We start from the raw sequence: 18,573 nt of genomic DNA, 5'->3' as shown, positions 1-18,573 counted from the left end.
AACTACGGACGACCTGAAATAGTACTGGGCTCGTTTCTCGAGGGGGCGGTGAACGCGAAATAGGCAAGCCAATGGAGCTACGCTACATTGGCTTCGGGCTGATGCGTATCAATAGTGATGTGATGCTCCGTTCAGTTCGCCTCGCTGGATACCGGCTCGGAACGGATACGCTCGTGCTCCTGCTGCTTGAGCAGATCGAGTGCCACGTCAATGATCATGTCTTCCTGGCCGCCAACCATCCGCCGACGTCCGAGTTCGACAAGAATATCCACCGTCTTGAGCCCATATTTACTGGCCGCCATCTCGCTATGGCGCAGGAAGCTGCTGTAAACGCCCGCATACCCCAGGGCCAGCGTCTCGCGGTCCACGCGCACAGGGCGGTCCTGCAGCGGGCGCACCAAGTCGTCGGCCGCGTCCATTAGCTTGTACAGGTCGGTGCCGTGGTTCCATCCCATGCGCTCGGCCGCGGCAATGAACACCTCCAACGGTGCGTTGCCAGCGCCAGCGCCCATGCCGGCGAGGCTCGCGTCCACGCGGTCGCAGCCGTTCTCTACAGCAACGATGCTGTTGGCCACACCCAGGCTCAGGTTGTGGTGAGCATGCATTCCTGTTTGCGTCTCGGGCTTGAGCACGTCCTTGAAGGCGCGGAAGCGGTCACGCACGTCGTTCATGCTCAGCGCGCCACCGGAATCGACCACGTAACAGACAGTAGCACCGTAGCTTTCCATCAGCTTGGCCTGCTGGGCCAGGTGCTGCGGTGTAGTCATGTGGCTCATCATCAGGAAGCCTACGGCCTCCATGCCCAAATGGCGCGCGTACTCGATGTGTTGCCTGGAGATGTCGGCCTCGGTGCAGTGCGTAGCGACACGCACCACGCGCACGCCGGCCTCATAGACTGCCTTGAGGTCATGCACAGTACCGATGCCGGGCAAAAGCAGCGTGGCGATCTTCGCATGCTTGACCACGCTCGCGGCTGCTTCAATCCACTCCAGATCCGTATGCGCGCCAAAGCCGTAGTTGAAGCTGCCTCCCTGCAGGCCATCGCCGTGGGCAACCTCGATGGAGTCGACCTTGGCGTCATCTAGCGCCCGGGCAATCTGCTTTACCTGCTCCACCGTGTACTGGTGGCGGATCGCGTGGCTGCCGTCGCGCAGCGTCACATCAGAGATGTAGAGTTTCTGTTGAGTCATGGCTATGTCCTCAGGCGACCAGGGAGGCGAGCAAACGCTCAGCCAACTTCTCGGCGGTGCGCAGCGCGGCACTGGTCATGATGTCCAGGTTGCCGGCATAAGCTGGCAGGTAGTGTGCAGCGCCCTCGACTTCCAGGAAGATCGAAGTCTTGAGCCCGTTCATGCGGTCTCCGACGCCAGGAATGCGGATCGGACAATCGGCCTCGATGCGGTCGAACTGCACGCGCTGCTTCAGGCGATAGCCGGGTACGTATGCCTGCACTGCGTCGGCCATGCGCTGCACCGACTCTTCGATCTGGTCGATGTCAGCGAAGTCGCTCAGCGTGTAAACCGTATCTCGCATCATCAGCGGCGGCTCGGCCGGGTTCAGGACGATGATCGCCTTGCCCTTCGCCGCCCCGCCAACCACCTCGATGGCCTTGGACGTGGTCTCGGTGAACTCATCGATGTTGGCGCGCGTGCCGGGGCCGGCGCTCTTGCTGGAGATGCTGGCGATGATTTCGGCGTAATGCACCTTGGCTACGCGCGATACCGCAGCCACCATGGGGATGGTGGCCTGGCCGCCACAGGTGACCATATTGACGTTCGTCGCATCCAGGTGGTCGTCACCATTGACCACCGGGATGCAATAGGGGCCGATCGCGGCGGGTGTCAGGTCGATCATGCGCAGTCCTGGCTTGCGCTCACGCAGTAGGGCCTCGTTCTTCACATGCGCACCAGCACTAGTAGCGTCGAACACGACGTCGATCTCATTGAACACCGGCAGGCGCGTCAGCCCCTCGACACCTTCATGAGTGATAGCCACCCCCATGCGTTGGGCGCGTGCCAGACCGTCAGAAGCGGGGTCGATGCCGACCATCGCTCCCATTTCAATGTGTTGACCATGCCTGAGTATCTTGATCATCAGGTCGGTGCCGATATTACCGCTACCAATGATGGCAGCCTTGACTTTGCGGGTCATGGTGATACTCCTTGAATCAGTAGGCCATCGCGTCCGGTTGCATAACCGGCAGCTGTTCACGCAAGGCCCGGAAGGTTGCGACAGTGGATGGGATCGTTTTTACGGGCTTATGCCTTTGCAAAAGCGGCGGTCACCGATCCAAGCCCGGCTATCCGCACATCGAATACATCTCCTCCTGCCACTGGCACCATGGGGCCCAGCGCACCGGAAAGCACCGTGTCGCCAGTGCGCAACGGACGGCCCGCTCGAGCCATGACCCTGGCCAACCAAAGGACTGCGTTGAGAGGCGCTCCAAGGCAGGCGGCCCCTACCCCGGAAGACACCGGTATGCCTTGCCGCTCCATCACCATGCCTGCCTGGCGCGAGTCAAAATCGCACAAGCGCTTCGGCGTGGAGCCCAGCACATACAGGCCAGACGAAGCATTGTCAGCAATGGTGTCCGTGATACGGATATCCCAATTGGTTATCCGCGAACCCACGATCTCGATCGCCGGAACGGCGAACTCGATGGCGCGAAAGAGGTCGGCCACCGTCAATTGATCGCCATCGAGGTCACGTCCCAGGACAAAGGCGATCTCGGCTTCGACTTTAGGTTGGAGCACGTCATCAAGGGCGATTTCCTCCCCCTCGGTACGCGCCATGTCTGCGAACAACATGCCATAGTCGGGCTGTTCCACTCCGAGCTGCTTCTGTACAGCGACAGAGGTCAGCCCAATCTTGCGTCCAACCAGGCGCCGCCCGGCAACCAATGCTCTCTGTGTATTAACCTCCTGTACTGCATAGGCTGCCTCCAAATCCGTCTCGCCGATCAGATTGCGCACCGGCACCACGGCCACACCGGACCGGGTGGCTTCGTACAGCAGGTCGGCAGCTTTACGCACGGCACCTGTCCGCGCGGTATCTAGTTCGCTCATGCTGATATCTCTCCTCGATTAACACCTTCCAGGATTTTTGCGTGTGCTGCCCTGCCGTCCAGCACGTTCTGGCATATGGGCATGCAGGTAGAAGCAGGACTAGCACCGCCAGGCTGGCCGGTCAGGCGGGCGCCTGGAACTTGTGTCCCCAGATGCTGATACGGTCGTAGCGCACCACCGACCAGTGGCGGGTCACCTCACGTGCGCCCCAGCCGTACTCGACCGCGAAGCCCGAGGGCGTGGCACCGTAGAACGAAATCATGTGGTCGTTCGTGTGTCGACCAAGTGACATAACGACCGCACGCTCCGCATCAAATTTGTCGTATGCCAGGCCCACGTCATCCATGCCATTAGCTTGCAGCATGAAGTGATGGAGCCGCTTCGATCCCGGCAACTTGGCAAAGGCGAAGGAGTGGTGACGGCCATTGCAGTACAGGAAGTAGAGGGTCACGGATAACCCGTCACCAATGGTCCAGTCGATGACATCGGCAAGCTGAAAGCCCAATGCCTTGGTATAGAAGGCGAGCGCTGCGTCCACATCTGCGACGCTCAACACATAGTGACCTAAGCCCTGGTCTCCAGTTTGAAATCCAGAAACACCGGTGGGCGAAGCGAATGGTCGCTCGAACAGTTCGGTGGCACCGTAGTAGATCTCGACGCGATTGCCGAACGGATCGGTGCATGAAATCAACCCAAGCACACCGCGTTTGGCAATCAGCTCCCCTCCTTCGACCTTGACGGTAACGCCGTGGGCCTGCAGGCTTTCCTTGACCTCCTGTAGCCCCTGTTCACTATCCACCTCGAAACCGGCAAACAGGTAGTCGTCTGCGGGGCCTCTGCTGACCGACAGTCGCCAGGCACGTGAGTCGATTCGAAACGTCGCCTCCGTCTCGCTGGCTGAGGCTTCCATCATCCCCAGCCTGGTAGTGGCGAAGGTACGCCATGAACGCACATCTGCGACTTCGAAGCCGAGGTAGCCCAATCTTTGAATGCTCATGACACTTCTCCTGTCTCAACCGAAGTGCTTGTCGAGCTGTGCGCCTAGGCTGGCTTCGAACAAGCCACGCACGCCCATGCCGCCATCGAAGTTCAACACGCTACCGGTGAGCGGAACCGTGTCGCCGCGCGTCGCGAAGAAGACATAGGCGCCGGCGTATTCCTCGGCAGTGGCGGCCCGCCCGGTCGGAAGAACGGATTTCAGCATGTCGTCCAATGGAAAGGTCGAAATGCTCTTGTCTTGTAAATCAAGGCTCTTCAGCCCGCGCAGATCGCTCCCCAAAATGCCACCGGGGGCGATGCCGTTGACGCGGATACGCGGCCCCCATTCGTGCGCGAGCTGCTTGATCAATCCAATCACGGCATGTTTGCCAGCTGTATACAGAACACCGCCACCGCCCGGGTAGAAACCGGCATTCGACACAGTGAATATCGCGCTGCCTTTGCTCTGATAAAGCGCAGGTAGCGCAGCCTTTGCCGCCAGGATGTAGCCCTTGACATTGACCTCGAACATTTCCTCGAATGCCTCCGATATGAGGTCGTCGGGAATATCCACCAGTTGGGTCAGGTAGTCCCAAACGCCAGCATTGCCAACCAGGCAGTCCAGCTTGCCGAACGCTTCGACGCAGCGGGCCACAGCCTCACGATGGCTGTCGAGCGAGCGAACATCCCCCTCCACGCCCACGATTGCATCGCCATGGAGTTTCCTGAGCGCTTCCAGGCCTGCCGCGGATTTATCCAGCACCGCGACACGCGCACCTTCCGCGACATAACGATCCACGATCGCTCTGCCCAGGCCTGCGCCACCGCCTGTCACCAAGGCCACTTCGCCTTCAAGTCTCACGTTAGGTCTCCTTCATTCGCACGAACAAAATCGCGCATACTGTTTGAAAGATCTGCCAGCCGTGCTGGCTCGATTGCCGCGCGGGCTTCTACCAATCGGGTTGCAAGCGCGAAGTCACGGGGTGCATCGACCGCGACGACCGCCTGAATCCTTCGCTCCTGCAGGCGGAACAACAGGGCAGCGCCACTACCGGGCATGCCGCGCGAGACGAAATCACCAGGTCCTTCGATATCGCCCGCCATCTGCATGCGATGCCCAGCGATCTCCGTCCAGGACACGGGCAGTTGCGGTGCCGATACGTTTTTCCCCAGAATGGCCGCAGCCACCGCGGCGGCTTGGCGCTGCGCGTTCATATAGGTTTCGAGCGAACGCCGGCCGCCGGCGCGCAGCGGCCAACTGGCCACATCTCCGACGGCGAATACGCCTTTGGCAAGCGTCGCACCGCAGTGATCGACAATGACGCCGCGGTCACATGCCAAGCCCGCTTGACGCGCAAGTTGATCCGCGGGCTCCGCGCCGACGCAAATGAGTGCGCTATCGGCTACGAAGCTGCGCCCATCGCTGGCCATGACTTGTTCGAGCTGGCCCTCACCAGAAAAACCTACGACACCCGTTCCCAACTCGACCTGCACACCAAGTTCTGTCAGCAGGCCGCGCAGCCAGGCACCGATACGCCGCCCAAGTACTCGGACCAGCAGTTCATCACCTGCCTCCAGGATCGTGACCGACAGGCCGAGCTTGCGCGCCGTCGTCGCGACCTCGCAGCCGATCAATCCGCCACCCACAATCAGCAGCCGCGTCGCGGAAGTCCAACTATCGCGCAATACCTGCACGTCACCGTAGGTGCGCAGCGTTACGACGCCGGGCAGTTGGCTGCCGGGCAACGCCATCGTCCGCGCTCGACTGCCCGTCGCGATGACGATGGCGTCCGCAGAGAGCGTGGTGCCATCATCCAGACTGATCGTCCTTGTCTGCACATCAAGGGCAGTGACTTCCGGGCCGGTCAGCATGTCGATGCGGGCCTCGCCGTACCAATCGGCCTCGGCCAGTATGGGCGGCCGCTCAAGGCTGCCGTCGAGAACCGCCTTGGACAAGGATGGTCGGTCATAGGGGAGATGCGGTTCGTCCCCAATCAGCGAGATTCTCCCCTCGAAGCCCTCGGCACGTAGGGCCTGCGCGGTCGTGAAGCCACCCACGCCATTGCCGATGATCGCCACATGGGTAGCCATCACTTCAACTCCCCGTTGTCGAGATCGACGTGCACTTCATCGCCTTCGACCTTGATTGGGAATACCTTGATAGGTTTGCAAGCAGGCAGCGCCTTCACCTTCCCGGTCCGCACGCAGAACTTGCCGAAATGCAACGTGCATTCGACAATATCACCGTCCAGGTAACCATCCGACAACGCCCAGTCCCCATGCGTGCAGGTATCCTGCACCGCGAAGAACTCGCCATCGACGTTGCAGACCATCACAGGTTCCGGGCCGCCTTCGTAACGCTGCATCTCACCGGGTGGCAGGTCACCCTGCCGCAATATGTATGTCCAAGTCATGACATCACCTAGAAGAAGAAACTGAGGTTATTGGCCAGGATGGTGCTCTGGTCGATCAGGATGGTCCGATTGACGATCTCGAACCCGGCCTCGCTCGTGTTACGGCGCAACGTATCGCGACGCTCACCGGCAAAGATGTCGAGCTGCCGCTCCAGACGATTGCGGTACACAATGAAGGCGCTTGAGATTTCGTACTCCCCTTCTGCCTCTGCGCCGACGATCATCACGTTGCTCACGAGATGCCGGGTCCGCGATGCGGGGTTCTCGGACCAGCTCACGTCGGACGTGATCTTGCGCAAGCGTCCCTTCATCATCGTGGCGTCGTCATCGAAGTGCGCGTACTCTCGGGAGCCTGAGTATTCAAGGCGCGAGTCCCGCATGATCCGCGTGGTGCGAATGGGCATGAAGTAGTGAATGTCTTCCGCGAGCAGCGCGAACCACTCCTCGAAGCGGCGATCGTTGAGAAGCTTGGCCTCCCAATAGTAGAACTGCTCGACTTCGTGCTGCAGTTCGGGCGCTACGGGTGCCGGCTTGCGGAGAAAGACGTCGGCTCTGTTGGCTGAATCAATCATGGTCGTTCCTTGTAGATTTCAAATGGACAAGGTCCACCGCATCCAACCTGGGTCGAAGTCAAATGCGGCCTCTGGCCGGCGCCACTGCGTGGCGCAAGCTGTCTCTGGATTCAGCGTGTCGCCTTCAGCGCGTCCCAGTCGGGGGATGTCATCATCCGCAGCCAATGGGCATAGAGCCCGCGGGCAGCTTCCTCGCTGTAGACGTTGTTGCTGATCCGCCCGGGGTAAACCGGGTCGTTGTCGACGGTCTGGTCCATGCTCATCTCGGCATTGAAAGGGCGGCTCCGCGCCTTGTGGCCTCGCAGGATGTGCTGGATCTCGACCCAGTTCTCCCCGTCGTCCTGCTCGAACACGCCACCGGCAGAGAAGGTGCGCAGCGTCTGGCGCCGGAACTCTTCCTTGATATCGTCAGGAGCATCAGCATCGACCACCGTAAACGCCCATACCTCGACCTCGTTCGGCCCGCGCGGATGCCATGTCCGGACCGTATTGATACCTGGGAGGAAGGAACACGTGGGGAAGACGGTCATGTGCTCGACCATGAGTTTCGAGCCGCGCTCCACGCTACCCAGACGTTCGGCCGCCTTTTCCGACGCGGGGCCTTCGGTCCAGTAGCTGGTGACCTTTGGCCCCATGATGGCAAGCATCAGATTGGGGTCGCCGACATAGAAGCCACTTCCATGTCCGCCCCATGACGCACGGTACTGCTTGCCAACTGTCGGCGGAGCAAGGTCGGCCATTTCAAGGTCTTCTGGCAGGCCTGCCAGGATGCCAGACAGATGCGAGGTCGTCCCGGCATGGTACATGTCGCTGCAAAACTGCTCTGCGGCGAATTTCCAGTTACAGGGAATGACCCACTTCTGCACGCCCGGGATCGCTTCGGTGCCGGCCTCGGTGCGGTCGAGCATGTGGTCCATGTAGAACTTCGCCTCGCCCAGATACGTGTCGAGGTCTACAGCGTTCTCATCCCAGTTGGCGAAAATCAGGCCCTTGTAGGTTTCTACCCGGGCCTTCAGCGGGCTCCATTCCTTCTTGTTCAGGCACGCGAAGGATTCGGCCTCGTAAGGCACATTGACAAGATTGCCGGCGGTGTCGTAAGCCCACCCGTGGTAGCTGCAAGTGAACGCCTTCGCGTTTCCGGCATCCGCGCGGCAGATGCGCATGCCACGGTGGCGGCACTGGTTCAGGAACACGGCAATGCTGGCGTCTTTCTGCCGGACGACCACGACAGGGTCTTCACCCATGTAGGTCGTGATGTAATCGCCCGGCTTGCGAATCTGGGTTTCATGCCCCAACAGCAGCCAGGACCGGGCGAAGACACGCTCCAGTTCGAGTTGGTACAGATCCTCATCGGTATAAATGCGCGGATCGATACGTCCGGCATGCTCGTCAAAGAGCGCTTCTATCTCGCTGGTGTTCCAGCTCCTGCGCAGCCTGATAGGTGATGTGTCGGTCTGATTCATTGTCTTCTCACTTTTCAAGGTAGTGGATGGCGGGTACTTGGCAGGCAATTGCCGATGACGTGCTTTCAGAACGGATGGTCATTCCCGTTTTTGCGATCAGTCCTCCGCGGCAAGAAAATCGTTGACCAAGCGGATAAAGCCCCGGTTTTGCTCGATCTGCACCCAATGGCCACACCTGCCAAAGACATGTAACTGGGAGGGTTCGATCAGCTGGTTCAGCCGCAACGAGGTTTCGAGGGGAATCACGCGATCGTCGCGGCCATGCAGGATCAGCGTTTCATGCCGGATGTCCCGGATGTCCTGATCGGAACTGGCCAGCGCATCTACCCAGCGCTGCCGCGGAGCAGGGAACATGGAAGCGAAGGCCTCCTGAAAACCGGGCCGGGTGCTCGCCTTGTAGCGCAGTTCCGCCAGTTCGTCGGAAACGAGACTTCGGTCGTAGGCGAAGTAGTCCATGACCTTGCGCATGTTCGGCACGGACGGCTCATAACCCCAAACTGCATCCAGTCCATCCGTGAGCTCGAAGCTCACGCCAACGGCACCCATCAGCACCAGGCGGCGAACCCGATGCGGAAATCGGATAGCAAAGGCCAGAGACAAGGCACCGCCGAACGAATTCCCCACGAGATCGACACGGTCGAGTTCCAGGGCATCAAGGATCCCAGCCAGATGTGCAACCCAGGACTCGACGCCGTAGTGAATCCCGTGCGGCCGCTGTGTGAAACCGAAGCCCACCATGTCCGGCGCAATGACGCGGCGATGCCTGGATAACTCAGGCATGACCGTCCTCCAGTTCGCCCAGGCGGTCACACCTGGGCCTGAACCATGAACGAGTACCACAGGGTTGCCGGCGCCAACATCATGGAGATTGGTCTCGATTCCACCAGCCAGCACCATGCGGCCGATCTCTGCGTTTACATTCGTCATCACTTACGCTCCGTGCCCTTGGGATTTAAAAATTTTTGCTATAGGAAACCACTGCATTTATTTGACTGTGGCTTTGCCGCAACATCTCGGTGCCTGCCAAGTACGATGGCGTCTGCACGCGCTCTCTCAGGCCAAAAGAAATTGCCAAATTGATCCTGGAGTCCTTGTCAAAGTCATACTCGCCACCGAAAGTAACGTGCCGCTTCAAATAAGCAGGAATCACTGGCAATATCAGTTCGCTGTCTAGCGCCTGTTGTGCATAGCTATATCCAGCACGAAGCGTTAAATCATTGTTATATTTGTAAGCAGTGCCGATTGAGGCCACCGTTATATCCTGATAGCGGTGTGGCAATGCGACATCGATCCCGCCCAACTGCGAGATGAAAGCCACATTCATGCTATCCATTACATCACCCCAGTAGGCACGCTTGATATCAGCAGCAACTACCCAACGCTCATTGAACTGATGAGCGAGGCCAAGCGTCAGACTGGCGGGCATCTCAAAGTTTTTTACACGGATATCGCCATCCAATGGAAGCACCGCTCCATCACCACTGATAGCAGAAAGTGTCGCCTTCCCCTCGAGATCGCCCACCGAAGTCTTGAAGTTGTACATCGCACCTAGGACAGTGTTATCCGTGAGTTTGTAGGTAAGTCCCAAGCGCCCGCCCCAACCGACCGCATCCACGGCGCCACCAGCGGTACTGTTGCGACTTAGACTGAAATGGGCGGCACCACCTGTCCCGACGAATCCAGCCAGCGAGGGAACTAAACCGCCTGAAAGATTCCCCTGCGCAGTCAGGGCTCCCACCTGAGATGATGGAAGTAGAAGTTCAAGGTTGAGTGAAGTCCAGACCAGATCGACACTAGCGCCGAAGGTGAGCTTTGATGTGGCTTGATAACTAAAGCCAATAGGAGCGCGCAATACGATCAGACGGCTGGAATTATCAAAGCTGGTCTGGATTCCGTTTTCTGTCTGTGATAGAAAACTTTTACTTCCATACTCTGTACCCAACCCGCTACTGACAAACAATCCAGCACCGAAACGCCAGTCATCCAACTGAGCAACATAGCTCAATTGTGGACCCACATAGGGGCCTCGATTATTGGATCTCGTGCTGCTTTTTGCCTCTGCTCCGTGGCTGTCGTGAACCTTGATATCGGTAGTCACCACGTCCAGCCCGAGCTCAAACTGATTTCCGTCCGGAGCAAAACTCAATGTAGCGGGATTACTAATCAGCGCAGCATTACCGGTATAATACGATGAACTGGTGCCACCCATGGCACGAGAGATCGCTCCATAACCTTCCAGGTCGAAAACCTGTGTAGCATGCACACTGAAAGCATATCCACTCAAAGGCAGTCCGAGCACGCTGGCAATCTTCATAATTACAATCCTTCCACATCTTATTTTTTTTATAAAGTGAAGTAGGCAAACACCGCCTTACAGCACGCACAGTATTACAATCACGCCCTGGGAAATATTGTTTTTTGGCTTATGGGTTTATATGGCTATCGCAACTTAGAAAACCAAAGTTTAACTGTGATAAACGATGGTTTATGCCGCTTCTGATGGATATGCACCCAAACCTAAGCACTTTGCGGCTTTCGAACAGGCTGGTCGTATAGCGGGGGCTTACGCGCAAGCCCCGTCGCCGCCACGGCAGTTTCCCTCAGGTCCACGAGCAGGTTGATAACCTGATGTCGATGAAAACCTCAGACCTGAACATGCTGGTGGCGCTCAATGCGTTGATCGAGGAGCGTTCTGTCACGGGAGCCACGCGGCGCCTGCACCTGAGCTCCCCGGTGATGAGCCGGCCCCTCGCGCGCCTGCGCGAAACCCTGGACGACCCGATTCTGGTCCGTGCCTATCGGAGCATGGTGCCGACGCCAAAGGCCCTGCAGATGCAGGAGCAGGTGCGCGGCATCGTCGAGCTGGCCGAGGGCTACTTTGCCCAGCGCCAGGGCTTCGACCTTGACCGCCTAAGCAGGACGTTCAAATGATCTGTTCGTGGGTGCGTATGGCGTGAGGCTCGCCGAGATCCTGAAGAAGCATTCGCCGGATTCCGTACTGCGGTTCGTCCCGGAAAGCGACATCGACCTGAACGCCATGGCGGCAGGGCCGAAAACTCGCCCCTTCACCCTACCTGTCGCAACTGACGATGTAAGGCCTGGCACCTGCGGGGCGACCATGACGAGGCCCATCGCTGGCTCAGGCGGGTGTTGAAAGAGTTGACGTCGAACGCATGACTGCTAGAGCACGCCGTTGAGCGCTCCGCGGCACAGGCTGTCGACGCTGTTGCCCAAGGCGTCCCGGGCTTGCAGGTCAGCACCTGCCGCAGTTCGCCACACTTGAACAGCCCGCGTACATGGCCACGATCTGGCTGCTGGCGTTGCGTTATTCGGGGTTGTAGCGGACACCGGGCAATGCGCCGTCGCCCTTGAGGATCGCCTCCATCAGCACCGTACGTGTTACCACGCTGGTCCTGAGCGCAGGGATCCCCCACCGCCGCAAGCAACTGCTCCACCGTCTGGTCCTGGTCATGCTAAGCGGTAAGGATCAGGCCAGTGTAGCCCTTGGCGTCCTGCACGTTGAGGTCAAAGCCGGCCTGGATGAATTGTGCGAGCATGGCCTGATCGCCCTGGCGTGCCGCTTCGAAATACTAATCGCTCAGGCGTTGCTCGACCGGCAGTTCGTCCTCAGCGTGAGCCGTTATGGCCAACAGGCCCAGCACGGCCGCGAGCATCAATCTGTACATGACAGCCTCATAGAGAAAAATGACCAGACTGTGGAAGCCAGTCCTAGACACCGCGGTGCCTGGTACCGGCAAGGCCGGCTGCTACCGGGCTAATCCTGCCGCTTCGCCGCCAGCTGCTGGACGCGCTTCAGATCGGCCTTGGCCAAGAGCTCACAGCAGATACTCATCTGCCCTCCCAGGCGCGCGATGCAACACTGAGATGGCAAGTATTCTTTCGTAATCCAGACTGATCGCCACGGCCCTGAGCAGCAAGCGCGACCTGAGCTAGACGGCACTCAACATTCGAGACCTGCTGTGCCCTGCACAGAATCAAGCGGCCTGCCCTGTTCCCGAAGGTCGATGCAGGTATCGGCGTTAAGCGTCAACACTTACCTGCCGATCTACCTTCCACAGGATTCGCGCCTAAAATCGGAACAACACACCAGTATTGAAGCGGACTAAGGAATACCGAAGAGTCGGCTCTTCATGTAGCTGGCTGGAAACCATCAAAGAACTCATTCACGCGATTAGTATCCAACTGTTCCAAAGTCGGCGGATTCCAGCGTGGCGTCTTATCCTTGTCGATGAGGAGGGCACGCACGCCTTCTATGAGATCGCCTTTGGCGAACCACTGCCGCTCAAGGTGGAGCTCTAACTCGAAGCAGTTGGCCAGGGACAAAGTGCGGCCTAGACGTAGGAGTTTCAGGGTCGCACTCATGGCGAGCGGCGAGCGATTATTGAGCAACTCGACGGTCTGCTCTGCCCAATCTTGATATTCGGGGCGCCTTTCTGCCTGCAGTGAGGCGCGGATGGCCGACAAGTCGGGTTGCGTGAAATGTTCATCAATGGCGGGATGCAGGCTCTTGAGCTCCGCCCCCAGCAGCCGATTGCTGGCCAGGCTGGAAAGTAGGCCGGCTAGAATTTCGCGCGGCGCATAGCCCCAACTAATCTGGTCCAAGCGTCGATCGAACTCCGAGATCCTTTCGCTGGGTAAACACCAATCTGCTAGGCGTGCATATAAGGCGTCGGCAGCACGGATCTGGATACCGGTAATTCCGAGGTAGAGGCCCAGTTCACCTGGCAGACGAGGAAGGAAATAGCTACCACCGACATCCGGGAAATAGCCAATGCTGGTTTCAGGCATACCCATCTTCACGCGCTCAGTGACAACTCGCAGCGCTGTACCTTGAACCAGGCCCATGCCGCCACCGAGGACGAAGCCGTCCATCAGTGCAACGATAGGTTTTGGATAGCCGTGGATGTACTGATCGAGGGAATACTTCTCCTCAAGGAAGACGTGGTGTAGGTCGTCACCTGCCTGGTAACTGTCGTACAGTGAACGGATGTCACCACCGGCGCAGAATGCCTTTTCGCCATTGGCGCGCAGCACCACGGCGACGATCTCTGGATCACTCTCCCAAGCATGCAACTGTCGCCAAGTGATGCGAATCATTTGCAGTGTTAGCGCGTTAAGCCCGACCGGACGATTCAGTGCCAAGTGACCCACACGGTTGCGTACTTCGGCCAATACAGGTACTTCGGTATCACTCATGCTAAGACCTCTTACTTGCGATAGACGCAAGTGATTTAAAACGGAAATTTTTATCCGCCTTTTGGGCGCTACATAGGAGGCGACTGTAATAAAGGAAAACTGGAAATGACCATCAAAATTTAAAGGGCTATATGCTACCCCTTAGCGATATTGGGATCGCGCCTGCTTACTTCCATTGCAACGCAGATACAGTGCACATTTGTGGAGTGCTTGCACTAGACCGGGCGCATGATAAGCGCTCACCACAGAATAATTACAGAACCTAGCCACACTACCCAGTGCTTTCACCCCCACTAAACCCACACGAGAGACACATAAGCTCTTTGGTAATTAAGTCAGGTGCCTCGAAGAAGTATCCGCGAAGCACCAAACATCGAGAACGGCAATCGACCTAGTGGGAGATCACGTCACGCATAGTTCCCTGTGGTTTTCTAGACATCATATCCAGTGCAACATCCACGATCATGTCTTCCTGACCGCCGACCATGCGACGCCTACCCAGCTCAACCAGAATCTCGAAAGCATCCAAGCCATACTTATGTGCCGCCGCCTCGGTATGGCGGAGGAAGCTCGAATAGACCCCAGCATAACCCAGCGCAAGTGTTTCCCTGTCTACACGAACTGGCCGCTCCTGCAGGGGGCGCACAATTTCCTCGGCAGCATCGATCAATTTGCGCACATCACAACCGTGCTTCAGCCCCATACGGTCTACCGCGGCAATGAAGACCTCCAGAGGTGCGTTCCCTGCTCCCGCTCCCATACCCGTCAAACTGGCATCAATACGGTCGCAACCATACTCCAGGGCAACGATCGAGTTGGCTACGCCCAGACTCAGGTTATGGTGCGCGTGCATACCAGTTTGAGTCGAGGGATCCAGCACATCCTTGAGTGCTTTGAAGCGGTCAGCGATGTCGTACATGTTCATCGCACCACCGGAGTCGACCACATAGATGCACTGAGCGCCGTAGCTCTCCATCTTCTTTGCCTCGACAGCCAGTGCCGTCGGAGTTGTCATGTGGCTCATCATCAAAAAGCCCACCGTATCCATACCCAGCTTGCGGGCATACTCGATGTGCTGCTGGGAAATGTCGGCCTCGGTGCAATGCGTGGCTACGCGCACAACACTTGCCCCGGCCGCATTCGCGTTCTTCAGGTCATGGACAGTACCGATTCCAGGGAGCAATAGCGTGGCGATCTTCGCCCGCCTCACTGTAGCGGCAACGCGCTCAATCCATTCAAGATCAGTGTGTGCACCGAACCCATAGTTGAACGACGACCCTTGCAGCCCATCGCCATGAGCGACCTCAATGCTGTCCACGCCTGCCTCATCCAGCGCCCTGGCGATGCGTTCGGCATCGGCCAGGCTGTACTGATGGCGGACGGCATGCATGCCGTCACGTAGGGTCACGTCTGAGACATATATTTTCTTTCTGGTGTCGAACATATCGTTTCCTCCTTACGCAGCCACCGGCTGACGGGCAGCGATGCGCTCGGCCGTCGCCAGCGCAGCGCTGGTCATGATGTCCAGATTCCCGGCATAGCTCGGCAGGTAATGTCCGGCGCCCTCGACTTCGAGGAACACTGAGACCTTGAGACGGGGTGCTTGTGCGCTTCCAGTTTCCTGCGGCATGCGGCCCTTGAACTCATCGAACTGCACGGTCTGCTTGAGCCGATATCCAGGCACGTATGCCGCCACTGCGGAAGCCATACGCTCGACCGACTCGACGATCGCTTGCCGATCCGCATGGCCCGGCACCAGGCAGTAGACGGTGTCGCGCATGATCAGCGGAGGCTCTGCCGGATTGAGGATGATGATTGCCTTGCCACGCTGGGCCCCACCTACGCGAACGATGGCGTTGGAGGTGGTCTCGGTGAACTCGTCAATGTTCGCCCGCGTGCCCGGTCCGGCCGAACGACTGGAAATGGAAGCGACAATCTCGGCGTACTCGACTGGCACGACGCGCGAAACAGCAGCAACCATAGGAATCGTCGCCTGGCCACCACAGGTCACCATGTTGACGTTCGGCGCATCCAGATGCTGTTCGATATTCACTGCGGGCACCACGAACGGCCCGATCGCCGCCGGTGTCAGATCGATCACGCGTACGCCGTGCGGCCGCAGCAGTTGCTCGTGACGTGCATGCGCGCCGGCACTGGTGGCATCGAATACGAAGCCGATGGAGCCGAAATCGGGGTGGGACAATAATCCTTCGATGCCGGTGCTCACCGTGGGCACGCCCATCCGTTCGGCGCGCTTGAGACCATCGGACTCCGGATCGATGCCGACGAAGGCCCCCATTCTCAGGTGTTTGCCATGGCGAAGGATTTTCACCATTAGATCGGTGCCGATGTTGCCCGAACCGATAATGGCCACTGCGGTCTTACCATCATGTGTTTGCATGAGAGGAACTCCTTCAGGAGAAAATTGCTCGTACCGGGGCGAAGCCATCGATCCATGCCGTATAGGTGTGACCGGACTCGACCGCGACCATTGGCCCCAGAGCGCCGGTCAGAACCACATCGCCGGCACGCAATGGCGTGCCCACTTGGACCAACGTGTCAGCAAGCCAACGCGCTGCGTTCAACGGGTTGCCAAGGCAGGCAGCTCCAGCCCCTTGCGATACAAGCTCTTCGCCACGCGCCATGCGCATCGACATACCGGCCAGATCAAGCTTCGACAGGCCAACAGGCTGAGTACCGAGTACGAACAAGCCCGATGAGGCGTTGTCTGCCACGGTGTCAACAAAGCGGATGTTCCAACCGGTGATACGGCTATCCACCACCTCGATTGCAGCAAGTGCATACGCTGTCGCGTCGATCAGGTCGGCGACTGTATGACGCTCCCGATCGAGGTCACGCTCGAGTACCAGGGCGATCTCAGCTTCGACCTTGGGCTGCAGAAGACGCGCAGTGTTGATCGGCTCGCCATCGACGATCGCCATGTCGTCCAGCAACGTGCCGAAGTCCGGCCGATCTACACCCAATTGCTTCTGCACTGCCGGAGAGGTAAGGCCGATCTTGCGACCGACGATACGTCGGCCGCCCTCCACCTGGCGCTGAACATTCACCTGCTGTACGGCATAGGCCAATAGCGCCTGGTCAACCTCGCTCTTCCCCTCGAAATATTCCCGCACCGGTGCACAGGGCAGCTTTTGCCGCTGCGCATCCCATAACAGGTTCGCAATCACGTTGGCTTCATTCATGAGGTGCTCCTCACTCCACCTGGCCGGACTTGAAGAACCGCAGCGCCAGAGTGTTGAACTCGTCGATCGACTCGTACTGCGGCCAATGCGCCGATTCGCCCTTGACGAAGTAGAGACTGCTGCCCGGCACCCTGGCCTGCGCCGCCTTGACCGACTCGGTGTCATGGATTGGGTTGTCATGCGTCCACAGGAACAGCGTGCCGGCCGGAAGCTTTTCCAGCGGGATCAGGTAGTCATCGTGATGCACAAGGATTTCGTTCAGCTTCGGCAGCATCGCTCGACTCTCCGGCTGCAAGTAGATGCGCAGACGCAGATTGATGAGCTCATCGTTCACCAGATGACGATTGTTGGGATGAATCAGCCATTGCAAGCGTGCCTGCACCGATTCATAAGTTGGAGTGTTGTCGATGTTGCGCCTGTTCAACGCGATGAAGTGCTCCAGGTCCGCTCGCCCCTTTTCGGTCACGATCGGGATACCAGCAGAAGTATTCAGCATTAGCCGCCCCACGCGCTGCGGGTACCTGGCGGCGAAATGACCGGAGACCCAACCACCCAGCGACTCGCCCGACAGGTGCGCTTTCTCGATACCGAGCGCATCCATCAGCTCGCCGAGTTGCTCGGCCAGCATGAGCGGGTCGTAGTCACGAACGGGTTTGCTGGACAGACCGTGCCCCACATAGTCGTACGCAATGACATGGAAATCCTTCGACAGCGGAATCAGGTTCTTTGCGTAGGCCTCCAGGTGGCCGTTGATGCCATGCAGGAAAATGATAGTTTCGGGGTTCCCCTTGCCCGCCTCGGCAATCCGGATCGTGCCGAAGCTTTTGGTGTCGACGAAACGGATTTCCGCGCCAAGCAGATCAAGCCAAAGACTCATAAATACCTCTCTATAGAAATTAAACGCACGACGACACAGCCACTGCTGACGGCGCAGCAGCGGTGTGAATGGCTGTTGAGATGGAGTGCCGGCGTAGCCGGAAGGAGGGTGTAGCCGTTAACGTTTGAGGGAGTGCTGGTTCATGAACGCACGCGCTATCTTCGACCACTGCTCGAATGTAAAGCTCGCGTATTCCGGATCGTTGCGCAAGAAGCGCCGGGTGGTCATGCCGCGATAGACACTCTGAGTGATGCTCAACACTGTGCGTGCAGGCTCTTCGTCCAGACCGGAGCGAGTCAACGCATCCAGCCATGCCTTCTCGATGGGCAGGCGGTACTTGCGGGCCATGATGCGCACCTTCTTCCGCAGCTCGGGATTGCTGTCGCCCAAGTTCAAGAGTGACATGGCAATAGTAAAGTTCGGCCCCAGATAGAACTTGGCCGACTCCTGCATCAGCGCATCCAGCACATCCTCCGAAGCCAGGTTGTCGATGACCTTCATGCTGACCTCCGTCGAGGCCTGGTACAGCGTCTCCAGTGCCGCAAGGACGAGGCTTTCCTTGGTCGGAAAATGATGCGATTGAGCCCCGCGCGACACCTTGGCGGCAATCGCCACCTTGTCGACACGGATTCCTGCGTAGCCGTTGTGCAACAGCTCGCTGATGGCGGCTTCGATTATCCGGGAGCGTGTTTCTTCGCGTCTCTCGGCCTGGGTTCTGCGTTGCGCGGGATATTTTGCCATCGAAGCTCGAGATATCCAGGGAGATTGATGGAGTCACGATTCG

At 58.5% G+C, this 18,573-nt stretch carries 19 protein-coding genes; 2 read left to right on the top strand and 17 right to left on the bottom strand.

Annotated elements, in window-relative coordinates; translation table 11 throughout:
* Positions 1-131 precede the first annotated feature (131 nt).
* From dmpG (REH59_RS13940) to REH59_RS13890, 11 genes are all read right to left on the bottom strand, one after another.
* Positions 132-1,190: a 4-hydroxy-2-oxovalerate aldolase gene (dmpG, locus tag REH59_RS13940; RefSeq protein WP_012052593.1), complete on the bottom strand. Its 1,059-nt coding sequence runs from the start codon at positions 1,188-1,190 to the stop codon at positions 132-134.
* Positions 1,191-1,200: 10 nt separating this feature from the next.
* Positions 1,201-2,151, bottom strand: a complete 951-nt coding sequence (locus REH59_RS13935) for an acetaldehyde dehydrogenase (acetylating) (RefSeq protein ID WP_012052594.1) — start codon at positions 2,149-2,151, stop codon at positions 1,201-1,203.
* A 107-nt stretch (positions 2,152-2,258) separates the two neighbouring features.
* A complete protein-coding gene (gene todJ / locus REH59_RS13930; protein ID WP_012052595.1) occupies positions 2,259-3,065 on the bottom strand; it encodes a toluene degradation hydratase TodJ in 807 nt (268 codons plus the stop codon).
* Positions 3,066-3,186: 121 nt separating this feature from the next.
* Positions 3,187-4,062, bottom strand: a complete 876-nt coding sequence (gene bphC, locus REH59_RS13925; RefSeq protein ID WP_012052596.1) for a biphenyl-2,3-diol 1,2-dioxygenase — start codon at positions 4,060-4,062, stop codon at positions 3,187-3,189.
* Between the two features lie 15 nt (positions 4,063-4,077).
* Positions 4,078-4,905 carry a cis-2,3-dihydrobiphenyl-2,3-diol dehydrogenase gene (bphB, locus tag REH59_RS13920; RefSeq protein WP_012052597.1) on the bottom strand — a complete coding sequence of 276 codons (828 nt, stop codon included), beginning with the start codon at positions 4,903-4,905 and terminating at the stop codon, positions 4,078-4,080.
* On the bottom strand, positions 4,902-6,134 hold the full coding sequence (locus REH59_RS13915; protein WP_012052598.1) for an NAD(P)/FAD-dependent oxidoreductase: 1,233 nt from the start codon (positions 6,132-6,134) through the stop codon (positions 4,902-4,904). Before REH59_RS13915 ends, bphB begins: the two co-directional genes overlap by 4 nt.
* Positions 6,134-6,457, bottom strand: a complete 324-nt coding sequence (locus tag REH59_RS13910) for a non-heme iron oxygenase ferredoxin subunit (RefSeq protein ID WP_012052599.1) — start codon at positions 6,455-6,457, stop codon at positions 6,134-6,136. The genes REH59_RS13915 and REH59_RS13910 overlap by 1 nt, the downstream gene beginning before the upstream one ends.
* An 8-nt stretch (positions 6,458-6,465) precedes the next feature.
* Complete coding sequence (locus REH59_RS13905) at positions 6,466-7,029, bottom strand: aromatic-ring-hydroxylating dioxygenase subunit beta (RefSeq protein ID WP_012052600.1); 564 nt, start codon at positions 7,027-7,029, stop codon at positions 6,466-6,468.
* 110 nt (positions 7,030-7,139) lie between these two features.
* On the bottom strand, positions 7,140-8,492 hold the full coding sequence (locus REH59_RS13900; RefSeq protein WP_012052601.1) for an aromatic ring-hydroxylating dioxygenase subunit alpha: 1,353 nt from the start codon (positions 8,490-8,492) through the stop codon (positions 7,140-7,142).
* Positions 8,493-8,588: 96 nt separating this feature from the next.
* Positions 8,589-9,419, bottom strand: coding sequence for a 2-hydroxy-6-oxo-2,4-heptadienoate hydrolase (todF, locus tag REH59_RS13895; protein ID WP_012052602.1), 831 nt, complete (start codon positions 9,417-9,419; stop codon positions 8,589-8,591).
* Positions 9,420-9,444: 25 nt separating this feature from the next.
* Positions 9,445-10,806 (bottom strand): OmpP1/FadL family transporter, encoded by a 1,362-nt coding sequence (locus REH59_RS13890; RefSeq protein WP_320450584.1) that lies wholly within the window; start codon positions 10,804-10,806, stop codon positions 9,445-9,447.
* A 314-nt stretch (positions 10,807-11,120) separates the two neighbouring features.
* On the opposite strand from REH59_RS13890, the gene REH59_RS13885 reads away from it, so the two are divergent.
* On the top strand, positions 11,121-11,423 hold the full coding sequence (locus tag REH59_RS13885) for a LysR family transcriptional regulator (protein WP_012052604.1): 303 nt from the start codon (positions 11,121-11,123) through the stop codon (positions 11,421-11,423).
* 539 nt (positions 11,424-11,962) lie between these two features.
* Complete coding sequence (locus REH59_RS28770) at positions 11,963-12,271, top strand: hypothetical protein (protein ID WP_014861288.1); 309 nt, start codon at positions 11,963-11,965, stop codon at positions 12,269-12,271.
* Positions 12,272-12,641: 370 nt separating this feature from the next.
* Here REH59_RS28770 and REH59_RS13875 read toward each other — a convergent pair whose 3' ends face one another.
* The 6 genes from REH59_RS13875 to REH59_RS13850 all read right to left on the bottom strand — a co-directional run bounded on the left by REH59_RS13875 (position 12,642) and on the right by REH59_RS13850 (position 18,530).
* Positions 12,642-13,709, bottom strand: a complete 1,068-nt coding sequence (locus tag REH59_RS13875) for an enoyl-CoA hydratase/isomerase family protein (RefSeq protein ID WP_012052606.1) — start codon at positions 13,707-13,709, stop codon at positions 12,642-12,644.
* Between the two features lie 391 nt (positions 13,710-14,100).
* Positions 14,101-15,153, bottom strand: coding sequence for a 4-hydroxy-2-oxovalerate aldolase (gene dmpG, locus REH59_RS13870; protein ID WP_012052607.1), 1,053 nt, complete (start codon positions 15,151-15,153; stop codon positions 14,101-14,103).
* A 12-nt stretch (positions 15,154-15,165) separates the two neighbouring features.
* Positions 15,166-16,110 (bottom strand): acetaldehyde dehydrogenase (acetylating), encoded by a 945-nt coding sequence (locus REH59_RS13865; protein ID WP_012052608.1) that lies wholly within the window; start codon positions 16,108-16,110, stop codon positions 15,166-15,168.
* Positions 16,111-16,123: 13 nt separating this feature from the next.
* A complete protein-coding gene (locus REH59_RS13860) occupies positions 16,124-16,912 on the bottom strand; it encodes a 2-keto-4-pentenoate hydratase (protein WP_012052609.1) in 789 nt (262 codons plus the stop codon).
* A 10-nt stretch (positions 16,913-16,922) separates the two neighbouring features.
* Positions 16,923-17,789 carry an alpha/beta fold hydrolase gene (locus tag REH59_RS13855; RefSeq protein WP_012052610.1) on the bottom strand — a complete coding sequence of 289 codons (867 nt, stop codon included), beginning with the start codon at positions 17,787-17,789 and terminating at the stop codon, positions 16,923-16,925.
* A gap of 117 nt (positions 17,790-17,906) precedes the next feature.
* Positions 17,907-18,530, bottom strand: coding sequence for a TetR/AcrR family transcriptional regulator (locus REH59_RS13850; protein WP_012052611.1), 624 nt, complete (start codon positions 18,528-18,530; stop codon positions 17,907-17,909).
* Positions 18,531-18,573: the final 43 nt, after the last annotated feature.

The organism is Pseudomonas sp. BO3-4 (genome assembly GCF_034044115.1).
Taxonomy (GTDB): Bacteria; Pseudomonadota; Gammaproteobacteria; order Pseudomonadales; family Pseudomonadaceae; genus Aquipseudomonas; species Aquipseudomonas alloputida.
The sequence above is the reverse complement of the archived record's forward strand: the minus strand, read 5'-3'. Positions and strand labels throughout refer to the sequence as shown.